The organism is Halosimplex rubrum, assembly GCF_013415885.1.
Classification (GTDB): domain Archaea; phylum Halobacteriota; class Halobacteria; order Halobacteriales; family Haloarculaceae; genus Halosimplex; species Halosimplex rubrum.
On record NZ_CP058910.1, the window covers coordinates 3,319,598 to 3,338,393 of the forward strand.

At 67.8% G+C, this 18,796-nt stretch carries 14 protein-coding genes; 9 read left to right on the forward strand and 5 right to left on the reverse strand.

Translation table 11 applies throughout. The features are described from left to right. Positions 1-142 precede the first annotated feature (142 nt). Together HZS55_RS16630 and HZS55_RS16635 are read left to right on the forward strand one after the other, a co-directional pair. Complete coding sequence (locus HZS55_RS16630) at positions 143-1,228, forward strand: mannonate dehydratase (RefSeq protein ID WP_179908692.1); 1,086 nt, start codon at positions 143-145, stop codon at positions 1,226-1,228. Positions 1,229-1,616: 388 nt separating this feature from the next. Then, complete coding sequence (locus HZS55_RS16635) at positions 1,617-2,390, forward strand: IclR family transcriptional regulator (RefSeq protein ID WP_179908693.1); 774 nt, start codon at positions 1,617-1,619, stop codon at positions 2,388-2,390. A gap of 55 nt (positions 2,391-2,445) precedes the next feature. Here the strand turns inward: HZS55_RS16635 and HZS55_RS16640 are convergent, their stop codons facing one another. After that, on the reverse strand, positions 2,446-3,528 hold the full coding sequence (locus HZS55_RS16640; protein WP_179908694.1) for an LLM class flavin-dependent oxidoreductase: 1,083 nt from the start codon (positions 3,526-3,528) through the stop codon (positions 2,446-2,448). A gap of 381 nt (positions 3,529-3,909) precedes the next feature. Here HZS55_RS16640 and uxaC point away from each other — a divergent pair, with 381 nt between their 5' ends. The 3 genes from uxaC (at position 3,910) to HZS55_RS16655 (ending at position 6,901) form a co-directional block, all read left to right on the forward strand. Further along, positions 3,910-5,277 carry a glucuronate isomerase gene (gene uxaC, locus HZS55_RS16645; RefSeq protein WP_179908695.1) on the forward strand — a complete coding sequence of 456 codons (1,368 nt, stop codon included), beginning with the start codon at positions 3,910-3,912 and terminating at the stop codon, positions 5,275-5,277. 88 nt (positions 5,278-5,365) lie between these two features. Next, complete coding sequence (gene gfo6, locus HZS55_RS16650; RefSeq protein ID WP_179908696.1) at positions 5,366-6,433, forward strand: D-xylose 1-dehydrogenase Gfo6; 1,068 nt, start codon at positions 5,366-5,368, stop codon at positions 6,431-6,433. Between the two features lie 210 nt (positions 6,434-6,643). Further along, the gene (locus tag HZS55_RS16655) at positions 6,644-6,901 is read left to right on the forward strand and encodes a hypothetical protein (RefSeq protein ID WP_179908697.1); all 258 of its coding nucleotides are present in this window, start codon (positions 6,644-6,646) and stop codon (positions 6,899-6,901) included. 122 nt (positions 6,902-7,023) lie between these two features. Here the strand turns inward: HZS55_RS16655 and HZS55_RS16660 are convergent, their stop codons facing one another. Beyond that, positions 7,024-8,007, reverse strand: coding sequence for an endo-1,4-beta-xylanase (locus HZS55_RS16660; RefSeq protein WP_179908698.1), 984 nt, complete (start codon positions 8,005-8,007; stop codon positions 7,024-7,026). Between the two features lie 166 nt (positions 8,008-8,173). On the opposite strand from HZS55_RS16660, the gene HZS55_RS16665 reads away from it, so the two are divergent. After that, the gene (locus tag HZS55_RS16665) at positions 8,174-10,642 is read left to right on the forward strand and encodes a glycoside hydrolase family 31 protein (protein WP_179908699.1); all 2,469 of its coding nucleotides are present in this window, start codon (positions 8,174-8,176) and stop codon (positions 10,640-10,642) included. Between the two features lie 517 nt (positions 10,643-11,159). Continuing rightward, a complete protein-coding gene (locus HZS55_RS16670) occupies positions 11,160-12,167 on the forward strand; it encodes an LLM class flavin-dependent oxidoreductase (RefSeq protein ID WP_179908700.1) in 1,008 nt (335 codons plus the stop codon). A gap of 19 nt (positions 12,168-12,186) precedes the next feature. Here the strand turns inward: HZS55_RS16670 and HZS55_RS16675 are convergent, their stop codons facing one another. After that, positions 12,187-13,965 (reverse strand): glycoside hydrolase family 9 protein, encoded by a 1,779-nt coding sequence (locus HZS55_RS16675; protein ID WP_179908701.1) that lies wholly within the window; start codon positions 13,963-13,965, stop codon positions 12,187-12,189. Between the two features lie 202 nt (positions 13,966-14,167). Here HZS55_RS16675 and HZS55_RS16680 point away from each other — a divergent pair, with 202 nt between their 5' ends. Beyond that, complete coding sequence (locus HZS55_RS16680) at positions 14,168-14,917, forward strand: ThuA domain-containing protein (RefSeq protein ID WP_179908702.1); 750 nt, start codon at positions 14,168-14,170, stop codon at positions 14,915-14,917. Between the two features lie 46 nt (positions 14,918-14,963). Here the strand turns inward: HZS55_RS16680 and HZS55_RS16685 are convergent, their stop codons facing one another. Continuing rightward, positions 14,964-15,206, reverse strand: a complete 243-nt coding sequence (locus HZS55_RS16685; protein ID WP_179908703.1) for a hypothetical protein — start codon at positions 15,204-15,206, stop codon at positions 14,964-14,966. Between the two features lie 408 nt (positions 15,207-15,614). Between HZS55_RS16685 and HZS55_RS16690 the strand changes: the two genes are divergently transcribed. Beyond that, a complete protein-coding gene (locus HZS55_RS16690) occupies positions 15,615-17,315 on the forward strand; it encodes a glycoside hydrolase family 2 protein (protein ID WP_179908704.1) in 1,701 nt (566 codons plus the stop codon). Positions 17,316-17,638: 323 nt separating this feature from the next. Here HZS55_RS16690 and HZS55_RS16695 read toward each other — a convergent pair whose 3' ends face one another. Beyond that, positions 17,639-18,793: a Gfo/Idh/MocA family protein gene (locus tag HZS55_RS16695; RefSeq protein ID WP_179908705.1), complete on the reverse strand. Its 1,155-nt coding sequence runs from the start codon at positions 18,791-18,793 to the stop codon at positions 17,639-17,641. Positions 18,794-18,796: the final 3 nt, after the last annotated feature.

Genomic DNA, 18,796 nt, shown 5'->3' on the forward strand with positions numbered 1-18,796 from the left:
GGTGGTGCGGGCGCGTGGGTCGCGCGGCGGCGTCTGGCATAGCCCGAGCAAGCGTCGGGTGGCTCTTGAAACCACGCCTCGCGGCGGTCCGGTCCGGGACTCGGGTGACGACATTTATAACCGAGTGTCCGGTACGGGGTGTATGGCGACCGACAGCGACGAGCCGAGTTCGTTCGAGGACCTGCCGATGCGGGTCGGCGCGGGCCAGTTCATGGACCCGGCGCCCGAACGTCTGCGCTACATCAAACAGCTCGGTGCCGACGACATACTGCTGAACATGTATCAGGTCGACGAGCCGGACTACGAACACATGCCCGACGACGAGCGGGTGCCCCTGACCGGCGACGGCGAGTGGTCCGCGGAGAACCTCCGCGAACTCCGCGAGCGCGTCGAGGCCGAGGGCATGCGACTCAACGCGATCGAGAACGTCCCCGTCTCGTTCTACCAGGACATCATGCTGGACGGGCCCGAGCGCGACGAGCAGATGGAGAAGATGAAGCGGACGGTCCGCAACATGGGCGAGGCGGGCATCCCGATCTTCGGGTATCACTGGGCGCCCGCGGGCGTCTGGCGAACCGGCTGGACGACCACACGCGGCGGCGCCGAGGTCTCCGTCTTCGACGCCGAGGAAGCCGATATCGACGAGCTCACCCACGACCGGGAGTACACCGAGGCGGAGCTGTGGGACAACTACGAGTCCTTCCTCGACGAGATCCTCCCCGTCGCCGAGGAGGCGGGCGTGAAGCTGTGTCTGCACCCGAGCGACCCGCCGATGGAGAAACTCGGCGGCGTCCCGCAGCTGTTCCGCAACTTCGAGAACTTCAAGCGGGCGATGAACTACCGCGACACCGACCACCACGGGCTCGAACTCTGTCTTGGCTGCTGGTCGGAGATGGGCGAGCCGCTCGACGAAGTCGTCCGCTACTTCGGCGAGCGCGACGAGATCTTCTACGTCCACTTCCGCGACGTCTCGGGGACCGTCCCGAACTTCTCCGAGGACTTCGTCGACGAGGGCAACTTCGACGAGTACGAGCTCCTCTCGCTGCTCGACGAGGTCGGCTTCTCGGGCATGATGATCCCCGACCACACCCCTCACCTGGAGGGCGACACCGACTGGGAACACCGCGGTCGCGCCTATACCGTCGGCTACCTCCGCGGGATGCTGAGGGCGATGCGCGCCGAGAAAGCGGCCCGCGACGCCGGCGTCGAAGCCGTCGCCCAGGACTGAACCGAGTGCGCTCTTCTCCGTCGCCCGAGTCACAGCCGTCACTCCGAGCCGCGACCCCGTCCCGACCCGTCGCAGTCGCCGGGCGGTCGCGCGCCTCCAGCGGTCGCTTCGAGCCGGGAAACGACCGCCAGCGTCCGTCACGTTTCTGTTACTCGACCGTCACGTGGTCGATCTCCACGATTCATTCCAGCATCGGTGGAACGGTAGCAGCACCAACGATCGTTATATACAGTCCCGGTACAGGCGGTGGTAGGTCGCCGCAGAGCTTCGCATGCGTGCTAATAACACACCAATTGACCGAGGTCGGAATACAGGTATACAACTGTAATGAGAGGGGGCCCATTCCAACATCAGTAGATTTTACCACTGGCGAATCGTACGGAGTGATATGGGAATCACCGAACCGGGCGCGGGCGACGGCGCGATCGGGGCCGTCGAGCGGGCCTTCGCGGTCGTCGGCGTCATGCGCGAGCGGGGGACCGTGCGGATCGACGACGTGGCGACGGCGCTGGACATCCCCACGAGCACGGCGCATTCCCACCTCGCGACGCTCGAATCCGTGGGGTACGTCGTTCAGAGTGAGGACGGCTACCGGCTGAGCTGTCGGTTCCTGCGCGACGGCGTCGCGGTCAGGCAGCGCCGGAACGTCTTCCGCGCGACCAGGGCCGAGATCGACGCGCTCGCCGAATCCACCGGCGAAGTCGCCAACCTCGGGATGGAGGAGAACGGCCAGCGGGTCATCCTCTATCAGGCCGAGGGGACGGAGGCGGTCTACGACAACGCGCCGATCGGCGAGCACACGGAGATGCACTGGACGGCCCTCGGCAAGGCCGTCCTCGCGCACCTCCCCGCCGACTACGTCGACGAGGTCGTCGACACCTACGGACTGCCGCGAGCGACCCGACACACGATCACCGACCGCGACCGGCTGGACCGCGAACTCGCCCGGATCGAGGACCGCGGCTACGCCATCGAGGACGAGGAGCGCCGCGAGGGGATCCGCTCCGTCGCCTCGCCCGTCGTCGTCGACGAGCGCGTGGTCGGCTCCATCTCGGTCTCCGGCCCGAAAGAACGGCTCGACGACGAGCGGATCGAGGACGCGATCCTGCCGGAACTCCGCAACACCGTCAACGTCGTCGAAGTGAAGTACGCCTACGAGTGAGGCCGGGACGAGGGCCACCCCGTAGACGGTGGCGGTCCGGAACGGGACGCGCTCCCTACTCCCCGTCGAAGTGCGGGATGATCGTCTCCTCGTAGTGGGCCACCGTCTCCTCGAAGTCGCCGACCGGGATGAGGACGACGTTGTCCAGCCCTGCCTCGACCCAGCGTTCGAGGTCCGCGATGGCCTCTTCGGGCGTCCCGGAGACCGTCACCGCGTCGACGGCCTCGTCGGGAATCTTCTCCGCGGCGTTCAGGAGTCGCTCCTCCTGCTCCTCGTCGAAGGCCATCTCGAACATGATCGGCGTCTCGTCGGCGATGTCCTCGTACCCCATCTTCGCCAGCAGCGGCGGCCGCAGCGCGAGACTCGTTCGGTTGCGCTCGACGGCCGCCTCGCGGGCCGCGTCGCCGTCTTCCGAGACCGTGGTCGGGATCATGACCGCGCGGTCGATGTCGTCGGGGTCACGGCCGCGGTCCTCGGCCACGTTGAGGACGCGCTGGAGGTCTTCCTCGTACTGCTCGGGCGCGTGGATCCACGGGAACCACCCGTCACCGAGCGCGCCGGTGAACCCGCGCATGCTCGGGCCGTACCCGCCGACCCACATCGGCGGCCGCGGCTCCTGGACGGGTTTCAGTCCCATGTGCGCGTCCGCCAGCTGGTAGAACTCTCCGTCGAAGTCGACGGGGTCGTCCGCCTCGGAGGCCCACAGCCGGTCGATCATCTTGAACGCCTCCGAGAACCGTCCGAACGGGTCCGACCAGTCGACGTCCTCGATGGGCGTGAAGTTGAACGCCTCGCCGGCGCCGATTCCCAGCCCGAACCGCCCGTCGGTCATCTGGTCCAGGGTCGTCCCGATGTGCGCGAGCTCCGTGGGGTGGCGCCGCACCGAGTCGGTGACGCCGGGCATCAGCATCGCTTCGTCGGTGTGCTGGGCGATAGCGCCGAGGACGGTGAACGCCTCCCAGGGCGGGTCGACGAGGAACTCCTCCGACCCCGTCGGGTGGAAGAGGTGGTCCGGGACGGTGATGATGTCGAAGCCCGCCTCCTCCGCGCGGACCGCGTCCTCGATGGTTCCCTGCACGTCGCCGTAGGTCACGACCTGGCACCCGAAGTTCAGGTCTTCCGGATCTCTGTCGCTCATACTCGGGGCGTCGGCCGATCACAGTAAATAGTTGATCCTTTCGCGAGCGGTGAACCGTGCTCGTTCGCTCGCCGGACGGTCAGTACAGGTGATAGGCTGATCAGTAGCATTCGCGCGAGCGGAGCGAGCGCGATTCACTGAATCCGAGCAGAGCGAGGATTCAGCCTTTTTCCCCAAGTTTTTGCAGTGGCGAGGGACCTCCGGTCCCTCGGACCATGCGAACGGCGCGTGGCGCCGTGAGCAGACGGAGGATTCCCGCAGCGGCGCGAAGCGCCGCGAGGAACTCTCCGCTGGAAAAAGTGGGTCCGCAACTCGAACTGAACGCCGAACTCGAACCGGGACAGCTACCTTTATGCCCGAATCGCTGGTGGGTTCGATCACATGAGCTTCCTCGACGACGATACGTACCTGCTCGAAACCGACGCCGCCCGCGACCTCTACGAGACCATCGAGGACCGGCCGATCCTCGACCCGCACAACCACGCCGACATCGTGGAGATCGTCGAGAACGACGGCTGGGCGGACATCTGGGAGGTCCAGGGCGCGACCGACCACTACGTCTGGTCGATGATGCGAAAGCGCGGCGTCGACGAGGAACTGATCACCGGCGACGCCTCCAACCGCGAGAAGTGGGACGCCTTCGCCGAGGTCGTCCCCGAGATGGCCGGCAATCCCGTCTACGAGTGGCTCCACCTCGACCTCAAACGGCGGTTCGGCATCGACCAGCCCGTCTCCGCCGAGACCGCCGACGAGATCTGGGCGGAGACGAAGGCACAGTTGGAGGACGACGAGATGCGCCCGCAGGAACTCCTCCGGGAGATGAACGTCGAGACCCTCGCGACGACGGACAACCCCACGTCGCAGCTCGAATACCACGAGCGGGCCGTCGACGAGGTGGAAGGCGTCGACATCCGCCCCACCTGGCGCGCCGACCCAGCGGTGAACGTCCAGAAGTCGGGCTTCATCGAGTTCGCCGACGACCTGGCCGACGCCACGGCGTTCGAGACGGACGACTTCGCGGGCTATCTCGACGCGCTCGAAGCGACCCACGACTACTTCGACGACCACGGCTGCGCGGCGAGCGACCTGGGGGTCCTCGAACCCGTCTCCCGGCCGGTGAGCGAGGCCCGCGCCGCCGAGGTGTACGCCAAGCGCCGCGCCGGCGAGTCCCTCTCCGAGCGCGACATCGGGGACTTCCAGGCCTACCTCCTCGAGTTCATCGGCGAGCTGAACAGCGAAGCGGGCTGGGTCTCCCAGCTGCACGTCGGCGCGCTGCGGGACTACCGCGAGCAGTTGTACGACGAGCTCGGCGCGGCGTCGGGCGGCGACGTGTCGATGGGCGATATCGGTATCGCCGAGGGGCTGGACTACTACCTCGACCGCTTCGACGGGGAAGGCGAGATCATCCTCTACTGCGTCGACCCGAGCCACTACCCGACGCTGACGACGCTCGCGCGGGCGTACTCGAACGTCAGCGTCGGGCCGGCCTGGTGGTTCAACGACAGCCCGTTCGGGATGGACCATCAACTGGACTACGTCGGCAGCGTCGACCTGCTGGCCAACCACGCCGGCATGGTCAGCGACTCGCGCAAGCTCCTCTCGTTCGACTCCCGCTTCGAGATGTTCCGCCGCACCCTCGCCAACGTCGTCGGGAGGAAGGTCGAGCGCGGCCAGATCCCGATCGACGTGGCCGAGGACCTGGTCGACCACGTCGCCTACGAGCGCCCGAAGGAACTGTACGGGTTCTGAGCGGGCCGCTCGCCGCGGATCGATGTGATCATCGTCGTCGATTCCGCGACCGACTCCCTTTTTGTCGGTGGCTCTGCTGAGTCGTGGTATGGACATCGACGTACCGAGTTCGTTCGACGAGCGAGACTGGGCGCGCCCGGTCGACGGCGCTCCCGTCCGCTTTGCCGTCCTCGGGCTGGGCTGGTTCGGCCCGGACGTGGCGATCCCCGCGATCGAGGAATCGGACTTCTGCGAGACGACAGTCGTCGTCAGCGGCGACCGCGAGAAGGCCGAGCGCGTCGCCGACGAGAAGGGCGTCGCCCACGCGCTGACCTACGACGACTACGCCGACGGCGAGGCCACCGACGCGTACGACGCCGTCTACGTCGTCACACCGAACGCCCTGCACCTCCCCCACGTCGAGACGGCCGCGGAACTCGGCAAGGACGTGCTCTGCGAGAAACCGCTGGAGGCCGACGCCGCGCGCGCCCGCAAGTGCGTCGAGGCCTGCGAAGAGGGCGGCGTCGAGTTGATGACCGCCTACCGGATGCACACGACCCGGTCGATCCGGTGGGTCCGCGATGTCGTGCAGGACGGCGCTATCGGCGACCCGGTCCACACCCGCGGCGCCTTCTCCTACAACCTGATCGCCGCCGGCGAGGACATGGACCAGTGGCGGCTGAACCCCGATCTCGCGGGCGGCGGCCCGCTGATGGATCTGGGCGTCTACCCGCTGAACACCTCGCGGTTCGTCCTCGATTCCGACCCCGAGGCCGTCCACGCGACCACGGTGGAGGGGCCCGATGAGTTCGACGGCCTGGAGAAGTACGTCGCGTTCACGATGGAGTTCCCCGACGGCGCGGTCGCCGAGTGCGACAGCGGCTACGAGGTCGCCGGCGACAACTACTTCGAGGTCGGCGGCACCCACGGCCGCATCCGGGTCGACGTGCCGTTCAACGTCGACGCCGACCGGACGATCACCGTCAGCGCCGGCGGCGAGGAGCAGGTCGTCGAGGTCGAGGAACCCTCCGAGATGGTCGAGGAGTTCGACTACTTCGCCACCGGCGTCCTGACCGACATGGCGATCGGCCCCGACGGCCGGCACGGCTACGAGGACGTGCGGATCGCCGACACCATCTACGAGTCCGGCGAGTCGGGCGGGCGTATCGAGTTGTAGAAGCCATCTTTTTCGCGGAGGGGTGGGAAAACCGCGCACACCCCGCCGCCAAAAACATGGGTGAAAAAGCGCGGCTCGTTCGCTTCGCTCACTCGCCGCGAAGAACCGCTCGCTTCGCTCGCGGATGCTCAGTGCAGAGGAAGCATACACCGCCCGGGGAATCGTTGTACCCGGAAGAAAGCTTACACCGCCTGAGAAAATGATCTACGTATGGACGAAGATAGTGGGAGCGGAATGGGACATACTTCGACCGGGGGAACTACAGACGGTGAAGTGAGAAGTAGCATGACCAACGAGGGATCGAATTCTAACGAGGTCGGAGCTAAGGACCTCAAAGCGCTAGGATACGACATCGAAGTCGACAGGTCGACGGGAGATTCGACAGACTCCGGAACCCCCGTCGTACGGTACGCCCTATATCTAACTGTCTGTCTCGTCGTACTGGCGATCCTGCTATCCACTCTGTAACGGCACTGACGGTAAGCCGGTCGGGGTCTAGATTCTCGGTGAGATGCTCGCAGAACCAACCGAACGACCGTTTCAGGCCTCGATCAACCGAAAGAAGCGTCGCAAAAACCGCTATCGCCCTCTTACGCCTCGTAGTTCGCGAGCGTGTCCTTGATGGCGTCGTAGGCGGGCTTGGGGTCGTTGCCGGAGTCAAAGAGGAGCGGGTCGCCGGTGAGGTCCTCGAACCAGCCGGGGATCCACGAGTCGGAGTCCCGAACCCCCCAGACGATCATCGTGTCGACGCCCTCGTCGAGACAGACCTCCGTGATCGACCGGTAGAACTCGGCCTGTTTCTCCCAGCGGGCCTCCTGGTCGCCGGGGTCGTCGCCGGGCAGGTAGGCCACGTCGAACTCGGTGATCTCCACGTCCAGCCCGAGATCCTTGAACCGGCGGATGTTCTCGGCGACGCTCTCGATACCTGGCTTCTCGTGGAGCGCGTGCATCTGGAGGCCGACGCCGTCGATGGGGACGCCCCGATCGAGCATGCGGGAGACGAGGTCGTAGATGGCGTCGGATTTGACGTTGACGCCGTCGGCGCCGTAGTCGTTGTAGTAGAGGTCGGTGTCGGGGGCGACCTCGTTCGCCCAGCGGAAGGCGTCGTCGAGGTACTCCTCGCCGAACGCCTCGTACCAGAGGTTCTCGCGCATCGTACCGTCGTCGGCGACGGCCTCGTTGACCACGTCCCAGGTGTCGACGGTGTCGCGGTACCGGCCCGCGGCGGTGTGGACGTGCTCGCGCGTGAACTCTTCGAGCTGGTCCGGCGTGTAGTCCCACTCCTGGAACCACTCGGGGGTCTGGTTGTGCCAGACGAGGGTGTGGGCGCGGACGGACTGGTCCTGCGCTCGGGCGTAATCGACGACCGCGTCGGCGTCGTTGAAGTCGTAGACGCCGGGCTCGGGCCGAAGCGGGCCCATCTTCAGCGCGTTCTCGGCGGTGACGTAGTTGAACTCGTTGCGCAGGAGCTTCTTGTAGGCGGGGTCCGTCCGCAGGGGCTGTGGGGCCACGGCGGCGCCGATCTGGAAGTCCCGCTCGTCCGCGACATCGCGCAGTCTGTCGTCGTCTGCCATACTCCGAACAGACGAGCACTCCCGGATAAAGATACCGGGGTGATTCTCGCACGTGATTTCGGATCCGGCCGGGACCGCCGCGGGTCCACGGTAAAACGTGCGGGGGGTCCCGGAGCGGTCCGCCGTGAGGGGAATCCTCAAGAGGGACCCGTCTGAGGGTGTGCGCATGCACGTAACGGCCCTCCGACGGGACGCCGACGGCCCGCTGTTCGACGCGGGCGGCCAGAAACTCAAACTGCAGGTCCTCGCCGACGACGTCGTCCGACTCGTCTACACCGCCGGCGAGTCGGTCCCCGACCCCGAGAGCCCGATGGTCGTCGAACAGGACCCCGACGGCGAGTGGGACCTCGTCGAGCGCGAGAGCGAGTTCGAACTGGTCACCTCGGCCATGCGCGTCGAACTCGACCGCGCGACCGGTGCCCTGACCTGGCGCGACGCCGACGGCGACCTGCTCGTGCGCGAGCCCGAAGACGGCGGGAAGTCGCTCGTCCCGGTCTCGCCCGAGGACCTGACCGTCGGCGACCACGAGGTCGCCAGCCCCCGCGACAGCCTCGACAGGGAGGCGTACTCGACGCGGCTCGACCTGGAGTTCGACGACGACGAAGCGATCCTCGGGCTCGGCCAGCACGAGGGCGGCGTCGCCGACTACTCCGGCGAGGAACAGACGCTCTACCAGGGCAACACCAAGGTCGCGATGCCGGCCATCCTGTCGACGGGCGGCTACGGGATGCTCTGGAACACCGGCTCGCTGACGACCTTCCACGACGACCAGCACGGCTCGTACGTCTGGACGGAGTGCGACGACGCGCTCGACGTGTTCGTCGTCGCCGGCGACCCCGACGCGGTGATCGCGGGCTTTCGCGACCTCACCGGCGAGGCGACGATGCTCCCCAAGTGGTCCTACGGCTACGTCCAGTCCAAGGAGCGCTACGAGACCGGCGACGAACTCGTCGACGTGGTCTCCGAGTACCGCGACCGCGAGGTGCCCATCGACTGCGTGGTCCAGGACTGGCAGTACTGGCCCGATACCGAGGACCAGCACCCGAACTTCGAGGAGTGGGGCGGCCCGGCGGGCGACTGGGGCCAGTGGGGACAGAAGTCCTTCCACGAGGGCCGCTATCCCGACCCCTCGGCGACGATGGACGCGCTCCACGACCGGAACGTCCGGCTGATGGTCTCCATCTGGCCCAACATGCTCGCCGGCGAGAACTACGACGAGATGCGCGACGCGGGCCACATCCTCGACGACGAGGACGTACCGGCGCCCGGCAACGAGCAACGGTACTACGACGCCTTCTCCGAGCAAGCCCGGGACATCTACTGGAACCAGGCGAAGGAGGGCCTGTTCGACCACGGCGTCGACGCTTGGTGGTGTGACTCGACCGAACCGTACGACCCCACTTGGACGCTGCCGACGGCGCCGGACCCGTTCGCGCTCGCGAAGCACACCACCGACGCGTTCAAGCGTGTGTTCGACCCGGGCTACATCAACACCTACTCGCTCCACCAGGCGAAGGGGATATACGAGGGCCAGCGCGAAGCGACCGACGACAAGCGCGTCATCAACCTCACCCGCTCGGGCTACCCCGGACAACACCGCTACGGCGCGATCACGTGGTCGGGCGACATCGAGGCGACGTGGGAGCGCTACCGCACGCAGATCGCCGACGGGCTCCAGTTCACCGCCGCCGGGAATCCCAAATGGACGCTCGATGTGGGCGCCTTCTTCGTCGGCGACGGCCCCTCGTGGATCACCGACGGCGACTTCGACGACGGCGTCGACGACGCTGGCTACCGAGAACTGTACGTCCGCTGGTTCCAGTACGGCGCCTTCCTGCCGATGTTCCGCTCGCACGGCACCGACACCCCTCGCGAGATGTGGCGCTTCGGCGACCCCGGCGACCGCACCTACGACACGCTCGTGAACTTCGACCGCCTGCGGTATCGTCTCCTCCCGTATCTGTACTCGCTGGCCGGCTGGGAGACCCACCGCGACTACACGATGTATCGCCACCTCGCACTGGCGTTCCCGGACGACGAGGACGCTCACGAGGTGGGCGACCAGTTCATGTTCGGCCCCTCCATGCTGGTCTGCCCGGTCACCGAACCGATGTACTACGGGCCCGACTCCGAGGAACTCGACGGGCGAGCCGAAGCCCGCGAGGTGTACCTCCCCGAGGGCACTGACTGGTACGACTTCTGGACCGGCGAGCGCTACGACGGCGGGCAGACGATCCTCGCCGACGCGCCGCTGGAGAAACTGCCGCTGTTCGTGAAGGCCGGGAGCGTCGTCCCGATGGGCCCCGAGGTCCAGCACACCGGCGAGAAGCCGGCGGCGCCGTGGGAACTGCGCGTGTATCCCGGCCGAGACGGCGCGTTCGACGCCTACGAGGACGCCGGCGACGGCTACGACTACGAGGACGGCGAGTACGCCTTTACGCCCATCCGCTGGGACGATACCGCCGACGAACTGACCGTCGCGGATAGGGACGGATCGTTCCCGGAACTCGTCGAGCAGCGCGAGTTCGAGGTGGTCGTCGTCGGTGAGGGGCGCGGGACCGGCGTCGACCCCGCCGACTCCGACGTGACCGTCGAGTACGACGGGACGGAGGCGAGCGTCGACGTGGAGCGGTAGAGCGGGCGGTGCGGTTGGTGTGGGCGGTGCGGTTGGCGTGCGCTGTCGCGGCCTCCGTGCCGCGACCTAGCCGCGCGAGGGATGAGAGAGTGAGTGCAACGAACGAGCGAATCGGTTGGGGAGGCTCGTGGCCGTCTGCGGTGCTGTGCGGGGCGGTGCGGGTACGGAACGGTGCTGTGTTGCCCTGGCGGACTGAAAGGGCGAGACGCGCTCGCGCCTGCGTGGTCGCCTGAGCGGGCACTATCCGCGTGGGCGGTGCGGAGAGCGCGGATATCCCGCTTCAGCGACCGCGAGCGGGTCGAGGGCTTTCAGGGCTTGTTCTCGAGTGCGGTCGAGGCAACTCAGAGCGAGCGGGTCGAGGGCTTTCAGGGCTTGTTCTCGAGTGCGGCCGAGGCAACTCAGAGCGAGCGGGTCGAGGGCTTTCAGGGCTTGTTCTCGAGTTCGATCGCGTTCATTCGACTTCGTTGCACACCGTATCTACCCCGACACTCAAGTCGCTCCCGCCCGCCCGTCCGCTATGCAATTCGACTGGATGGTCGGCTGCTACGCGGGGGCGGGGGTCCACAGAGACACCCCTCTCCTCGAACACGTCGACCGCGACACGGTGATGGCGGGCGTCGACGCCGCCGTCGACGCGGGACTGGACGGGCTGTGGGCGCCGGACCACTTCCTGCTCGGCCCGAACCACGAGGAGTTCGAGGTGTGGACGCTCCTGTCGGCCATCGCCGAACGAACCCACGGAACCGGCGTGGATATCGGGCCGCTCGTCGGCTCGATCACCTACCGGAGTCCGGCGCTGCTGGCGAAGATGGCGACGACCGTCGACCACCTCTCGGACGGCCGCGTCCGCCTGGGTCTCGGCTGCGGCTGGCACCGCGAGGAACACGAGGCCTACGGCTACGAGTTCCCGCCCGTGAACCAGCGCATCGACATGCTCGACGAGGGAATACAGGTGATCAAGGCGATGTTCACCGAGGCCGAGCCCGACTTCTCGGGCGACCACTACGAGATCGACGACGCGTTCAACGAGCCGAAACCGCTGCAGGACCCCCATCCGCCGATCGTCGTCGGCGGTGCGGGACCGCGGATGCTCAGGCTCGCGGCCCGCCACGCCGACGAGTGGAACGTCGAGATCTCCGGACGAGCCCGTGGCAAGCCGATCGAGTTCAAGGCCCGCAAGTTCGACGAGTACCTCGAGGAGGCGGGACGGGACCCCGACGAGGTCGAGCGGTCGTGGCTCGCCCACTGTATCGTCCGCGAGGACCCCGACGAGCTCGACCGGCTGTGTGAGGAGATATTCCCGCTGCCGTGGGGCGAGGAGGAGGATGTGGACGACCAGCTGAGCACCCCGGAGGAGGCCCGCGAGAAGGGCGACTTCCTGATCGGGACGCCCGCCGAGGTCGCGGAGCAGATCGAATCCGTCCGCGAGCTTGGCTTCGGGAAACTGCAGCTCATCTTCCCGGACTTCCCGAGCACGCGCGGGATCGAGCTGTTCGGCGACGAGGTCGCGCGCGAACTCCGATAGCGCCGCCGGGAGCACTGCCTCAGGCGTCGTCCATCGTGGCGGCGTGGCCGAGCGGGAGGAAGATCGGCGCGGTGTAGTCGATGGCCCACTCGTTGGCCGAGTACGACTCGGTCTCGTCGACGTAGCACTTCGCGGGCGGCGCGTCCGTCCGCTCGATGAACTCGGCGAGCCGTTCGTCGTCGCCGTTGCGGTTGGCGCCGCTGACGACCATCCCTGGAATATTTGCCCCGGTTCCCTCGACGAGTCGGTCGTGGGGGTTGCGCGGCGGGTGGGTCCCCTGGCCGGTCACGTAGCTGTAGCCGGTCGGCGTCCGCCCGAGGGCGTAGTGCAACTGGTCGAGCGCGCCGGCGACGTAGCGCTCGTCCGGATCGATCGCGTTCGCGAGCAGGAGCATGCTCCCCTTCGAGAGCGCCAACTTGGTCGACGCCCAGTGGTAGTCCTCGGCGTCGAGCGCACAGCGGTACCCGTCGGCCTCGACCGCCGCGACGAGGTCGTCGGCGTAGTCGAGGAACGCCGATTCCAGGCGGTCGGCGCGGGCGTCGTCGGCCGCGTCCGCGCTCAGGTAGGCCCACTGACCCAGCGAGAGCGTGTCGGTCCAGACCGGTGCCCGAGGGGCGGCGTCGAACAGGTCGACGAACCGGACCTCCAGATAGTCGGCGTATCGGGTGTCCCCGGTGGTCTTCAGCAACTCGGCGGTCGCCCAGAAGCGCTCCTCGCGGTCGGTGTCCTTCCGGTAGGGACCCGAGCCGTCGTCCTGGCCCGCGTCGAAGCGGAACTCGGGCTCGGGGTTGGCCTCGAGGTAGTCGTGGGCTGCACGGGCGTTTTCGAGCGCGCGGTCGGCGAATCCGGGTGCGTCGTCGGCGTATACTCGCGCGGCCATCGCCATCGCGGCCGCGTACCCGGCGGTGCCGAACGTCGACAGCCCGTAGACGAACCGCTCGCGGTCGTCGTCGGTCGGCGCCTCGTCGATCGCGGGCCACTCGCGGGCGGCGACCTTGTGGTAGACGGCTCCGTCCGCCCGTTGCATCCGTTCGAGCCATTCGAGTTCGAACTTCGCCTCGACGAGCAGGTCGGGCAGGTCGGGTTCGCTCTCGCCCGCACCGTCGCCGTCGGCCGGCGACCGCTCGATCCCCGACCGTTCGACCGGCAGGTCGCACTGTCCGGCTTCGAACGCCGACGGGTAGCGCTCGTAGGCCAAGAGCATCTGACCCACCGTCACCGCGGCCGGCGGGACGTACTTCCCGTAGTCGCCGGCGTCGTACCAGCCGCCGGATACGTCGAGCGGCTCCCCTTCGTCGCGACACTCGTCGCCGAAGTACGTCCGGGCCTCGGCGTCCCCCGCGTGGCCGGCCGGCACGTCCAACCCCGTAACGGGGTCGTCGATGGCGGTGTTCGAGCGCTTCAACGTGTAGAGCCGGACGGCGTCGACGAGCGTCCCGTCGTACACGTCCGCGCCGACGCGGAAAGGGACGGACTCCGCCGCGGTCTCCCGGAGGCCGCCGTCGGCCGTCTCGCCCCGGCCGACCGCGACGCGGTACTCCCCCGGATCGGAGAGCGCCGAGAAGTCGGCGCGACGGACCGTCTCGCCCGCGTTCGTGTCGTCGACCGGCTCCGAGCAGTCGCCGGCGACGGCGACCCGCCCGTCACCGCGCTCGCGGACGGCGAACCGCTCGGGCTCGACGGCGGACCGCTCGGGCTCGACGACGACCGCTCGTTTCGGCGCCGACGGGAGGTATCCGACCTGGTCGACGTGTACCCGCTCGGCGGGGCGCTCGGACCCGGATTCGAACTCGGTCATTCGTTGCCGGCCGTTGCCGACCGCCGGCAAAAAGCGCGCGGTTGGTCGGGTAACTCTCCGGTTCCGGCCGTCGCGTCGTCGGGCGGCCGCTCGGGCGACCGCCCACGGGGCGAGCGCCGACGCCCGCCCGATAAGTCGCCCGTCCCCGAACAGTCTCTCCGGAACCCGAACGCGCATGCGTGCGGGCGGCGAGCGATCGAACATGCCCGACACGCGCGTCACGGTCTGGAACGAATTCGTCCACGAGCAGGAGTCGGAGACGGTCGCCGAGGTCTACCCCGACGGCATCCACGGCGCCATCGCCGACGCGCTCGCCGAGCGCGGGTTCGACACCGAGACGGCGACGCTCCAGGAGCCCGAACACGGCCTCACCGAGGACACCCTCGCCGAGACCGACGTGCTGACCTGGTGGGGCCACGCCGCCCACGACGAGGTCTCCGACGAGGTCGCCGAGCGGGTCGTCGAGGCCGTCCGCGACGGGATGGGCCTGATCGTCCTCCACTCGGCGCACTTCTCGAAGGTGTTCAAGCGACTGATGGGCACCAGTTGCTCGCTGAAGTGGCGCGAGGCCGCCGAGCGCGAGCGGCTGTGGGTCATCGAGCCGAGCCACCCGATCGCCGACGGGATCGACGACTGCATCGAACTCGACGAGGCGGAGATGTACGGCGAACGCTTCGACGTGCCCCAGCCCGAGACGCTCGTGTTCAACTCCTGGTTCGAGGGCGGCGAGGTGTTCCGCTCGGGCTGTACCTACCGGCGCGGCAGCGGCCGCGTCTTCTACTTCCGGCCGGGTCACGAGACCTACCCAATCTATCACGACGAGCAGATACAGGGCGTCCTCGCCAACGCCGTCGAGTGGGCGGCGCCCAGCGACGACCGCGCCACATCCAGCGGCGGCAACACCGAGCCCCGCGAGGACATCGACACCTCCGACGAGCGGACGGTTCACTGACGGGCGATCGAGGAAAGTCGCTCCGCCGCGACCGCTGATCCCGCCGTTACTCCTCGGCGGTCGGCGGCCGCGGCGTCTCCGGTTCCTCCTCTTCCTCGTCCTCGTCCGGGAGGAACTGCGGCGCGATCTGCCACTTGAAGTAGACGGTCCACCCCGCCGAGACGACGCCGAACAGCCCGAAGACGAAGAGGTTCAGCGGCGGTGACCCGGGCTGGGAGAGCCAGAGGGCACTGAACATCACCCCGAAGGTGTAGATGAACACCGCCCCGTCGACCGGTTCGAGTTCCATACGCGCTCTCTGGGGCGCGGGTGCATAGAACTGGCGTTCGACGCGCTCGGATTCCGCCGCTGGCGCGGCGCACCCACAGCCGCCGGAGGTGGTCGTTCGCGCAGTTGAACGTGAGCTGGCGCCCGCCGCCGGCGGGGTTGGGCCAGGCGGTCAGCTGCTCGATGTCGTCGGGGGCCCGCTTCCGAAAGAAGTCGCCCTTCGACTCGGCTATCACGCCCCGACCAGTAGGTCAACCGGTCGTCGAACCGGTACCGGACCGACCCGTCGCCGGGGCCACCGGTCCTGTCCGTCTCGTTCCCGTCGTGAGGGTCGCAAGCCATCGATGGCGGATCGTCGTGACAGCCGGACGTAACGTTTGGGCCGACGGGGTAGCAACGTTTATTCGCCGTCGGCGACCGAGTGACAGCCATGCACCGGACGTTCGAGACGACGACGGAACGCCGCCAGCGGGTCCTGAACGGGGCGTGGGAGTTCCTCACCGACCCCGAGAACGAGGGGTACGAGGCCGACTATCACGAGTCGTTCCCCGCGGAGGAGGCCGACCGGCTGTCCGTCCCGAGTTCCTGGAACGCGCACACCGAGTACGCCGACTACGTCGGGCCGGCGTGGTATCGGCGGACCTTCGAGACCGACGAGGAGTCGCTCCTGTTCACCTTCCACGGGATCGCCCGCGACGCGACGGTCTACCTCGACGGCGAGGAGGTGGCGAGTCACGAGGGGTCGTACACGCCGTTCACCGCGCTCGCCCGCCACCTCGACGCGGGGGAACACGAACTCGTCGTCCGCGCGGACAACACCCGAGGGGAGGCGACGCTCCCCCACGACGACGCCGACTGGTTCCCCCACGGCGGCATCCACCGCGAGGTCGTCGTCGAGACTGTCCCGGACGTGTACGTCCGGGACCTGGCCGTCGAGTACGACCTCTACGGCGACGAAGCGACGGTCCGAGCGGAGGTGACGCTGCACAACGTCGGCGCGCGCCCCGCCGAACCCGACCTGACCGTCTCCGTCGGCGACGCGTCGGTCACCGACTCCGTCACGGTGGACGGGATGGACGCCGCCACGGCCACGCTCGGTCTCGACATCGAGGACGTGGACCGCTGGAGCCCCGACGACCCGACGCTCTACGACGTGACGGCGCGACTGCACGGCGAGCAGGCCGAGGAACGCGAGGGCGACGCCTTCGCCGACGACCTGCGCGACCGGATCGGGTTCCGCACCGTCTCGACCGCCGGCCGCGAGATCCTGATCAACGGCGAGCCCGTCGATATCGCGGGCGTCAACCGCCACGAGGACCACCCGGAGTGGGGCTCCGCCCAGCCGCTGCGGATCCAGGAGCGGGACCTCGATATCGTCCAGCGCGCGGGCTGTGACGCCGTCAGGTGCTCGCACTACCCGAACCATCCGCGCTTTCTCGACCTGTGCGACGAGGAGGGCCTCCTCGTGATCGAGGAGATCCCGATGTGGCAGGTCGACGAGTCGACGATGGTGTCCAGTCAGGAGCGCGCCCAGCGCACGCTCGTAGAGATGATCGAACGCGACCGCCACCACCCGTCGATATTCGCCTGGAGCCTCTCGAACGAGTGCGCGAACGAGCACCCGACCGTCGTCGACGGCACCCGCCAGCTGAAGTGGGCCGCCGACGGGGTCGACGACTCCCGGCTGATCACCGCCGCCTCGAACACCGACTTCGAGGGCGGGACCGACGGCGTCTTCGACGTTTGCGACTTCCTGTCGGTCAACGCCTACTGGGGCTGGTACCGCGACGGCGACTGGGACGAGTTCCTCGACGGGATCGCCGAGGAGTACGGCGAGAAACCGATCGTCGTCACGGAGTTCGGCGCCGGCGCCGTCCCGGGCGAGCGCACCCACGAGGGTCGCAAGTGGTCCGAGTCCTACCAGGCCGACCTCCTCGCCGACTGCGTCGACCTGTTCCGCGAGCGCGACGATGTCGCCGGCTTCACCGTCTGGCAGTTCTGCGACACGCTCACCGACCCCGAGGCGGCGATGACCAGACCGCGGACGCACAACAACAAGGGCATCGTCGACGAGTACCGCCGGCCCAAGGAGGCCTACCGCGTCCTCCGCGACCGCCTCGCCGACGACTGACCCGTCGACCCGAACCGGCCTTCCGTCGCACCTCCCGTTTCCGAGGTTCGAACGACGTTCTGCATGAAATATTTACTCGGTACCGAGTTTCTAATATTACGCTCGTAATCATGTAATCCGCCGTGGATCGAGCGATCGTTCCCGAGGATCGATTCACCGTTCTGCCCGAGTATCCTCCGCGATCGAACGAATCAAGCTCGAACAGCCCGCATTGAGACCGAATACGACAGATGCGTCGACAAAAATAGCTCTATAGAAACAGAACAGTACTCGAACAGCGGAGAACGGAACCGAGCGGCGGTCGAGCGGTAGTCGGACCGGCTCTACACGTCGACCCACTCGCCGGCGTCGTCGGACTGCTCGATGGCGGCGAGGAGTTCCTGAACGCGGTAGCCGTCCTCGAAGGAGGGGCTGTGGTCTTCGCCGGCGGCGGCCGCCGAGAGGAACTCGTAGTTCTCGTGGACGAAGGTGTGCTCCCAGCCGATGACGTGGCCCTCGGGCCACCAGTGGTCGATGTAGGGGTCGTCGGGAGCGGTGACGTTGATCGTCTGGAAGCCCCGATCGCCCTCGGTGAGCAGTTCCAGCTCGTTGAGCCGTTCGAGCGAGAACGAGAGGCTGCCTTTCGACCCCTCGATCGCGATCGTGTGGTCGTTCTTGCGGCCGTTGGCGAACCGGGAGGCCTCGAAGGTCGCCACCGCGCCGCTCTCGAACTCCGCCTGGGCGGTGTAGGCGTCGTCGACGGTCACCTCGCGCATCTCCGTCGATTCGCCACCTCCGCCTTCGAGCGAGCCCTCGTCGCCGCCCGGCACCGGACGCTCGTCGACGAACGTCTGGAGGTGGCCCGAGAGCCGCGAGATGTCGCCCGCCCGGTCGCCGACGAGGAATCGCGCCAGGTCGATGGTGTGGGCGCCGAGGTCGCCGAGCGCGCCCGAGCCCGCCAGCTCCTCGGAGTTGCGCCAGCTCCACGGCGCCTCGGGGTCGACCAGCCAGTCCTGCAGGTATCGCCCGCGGACGTGGTGGATCTCGCCGAGTTCGCCCGCGTCGATGAGGCTCTTCGCGTACCGGATCGCGGGGATGAACCGGTAGTTGAACGCGATGCCAGCGGTCGCCGCTGAGTCGCGGGCGGCGTCGCGCATCCGCTCGGCGTCGTCGAGCGTGTGCGCGAGCGGCTTCTCGCAGAAGACGTGGGTGTCGGCCTCCAGCGCGGCGATCGAGGGGTCGGCGTGGACGTTGTTCGGGCCGAGGTTGTAGAACACGTCGACCTCGTCGACCACGTCCGCCCAGTCGGTCGCGTAGCGCTCGAAACCCAGCTGGTCGGCCGCGTCGGCGAGCGCCTCCTCGTCGCGCCCGACGATAACCTCACGCTCGACTGCGGGCGCCTCCGGGAAGAACATCGGGAGCCGGGCGAGCGCGTTCGCGTGAGCCTTGCCCATGAAGCGATAGCCGAGCACGCCGACGGAGAGTGGTTCCTCGCTCATGGT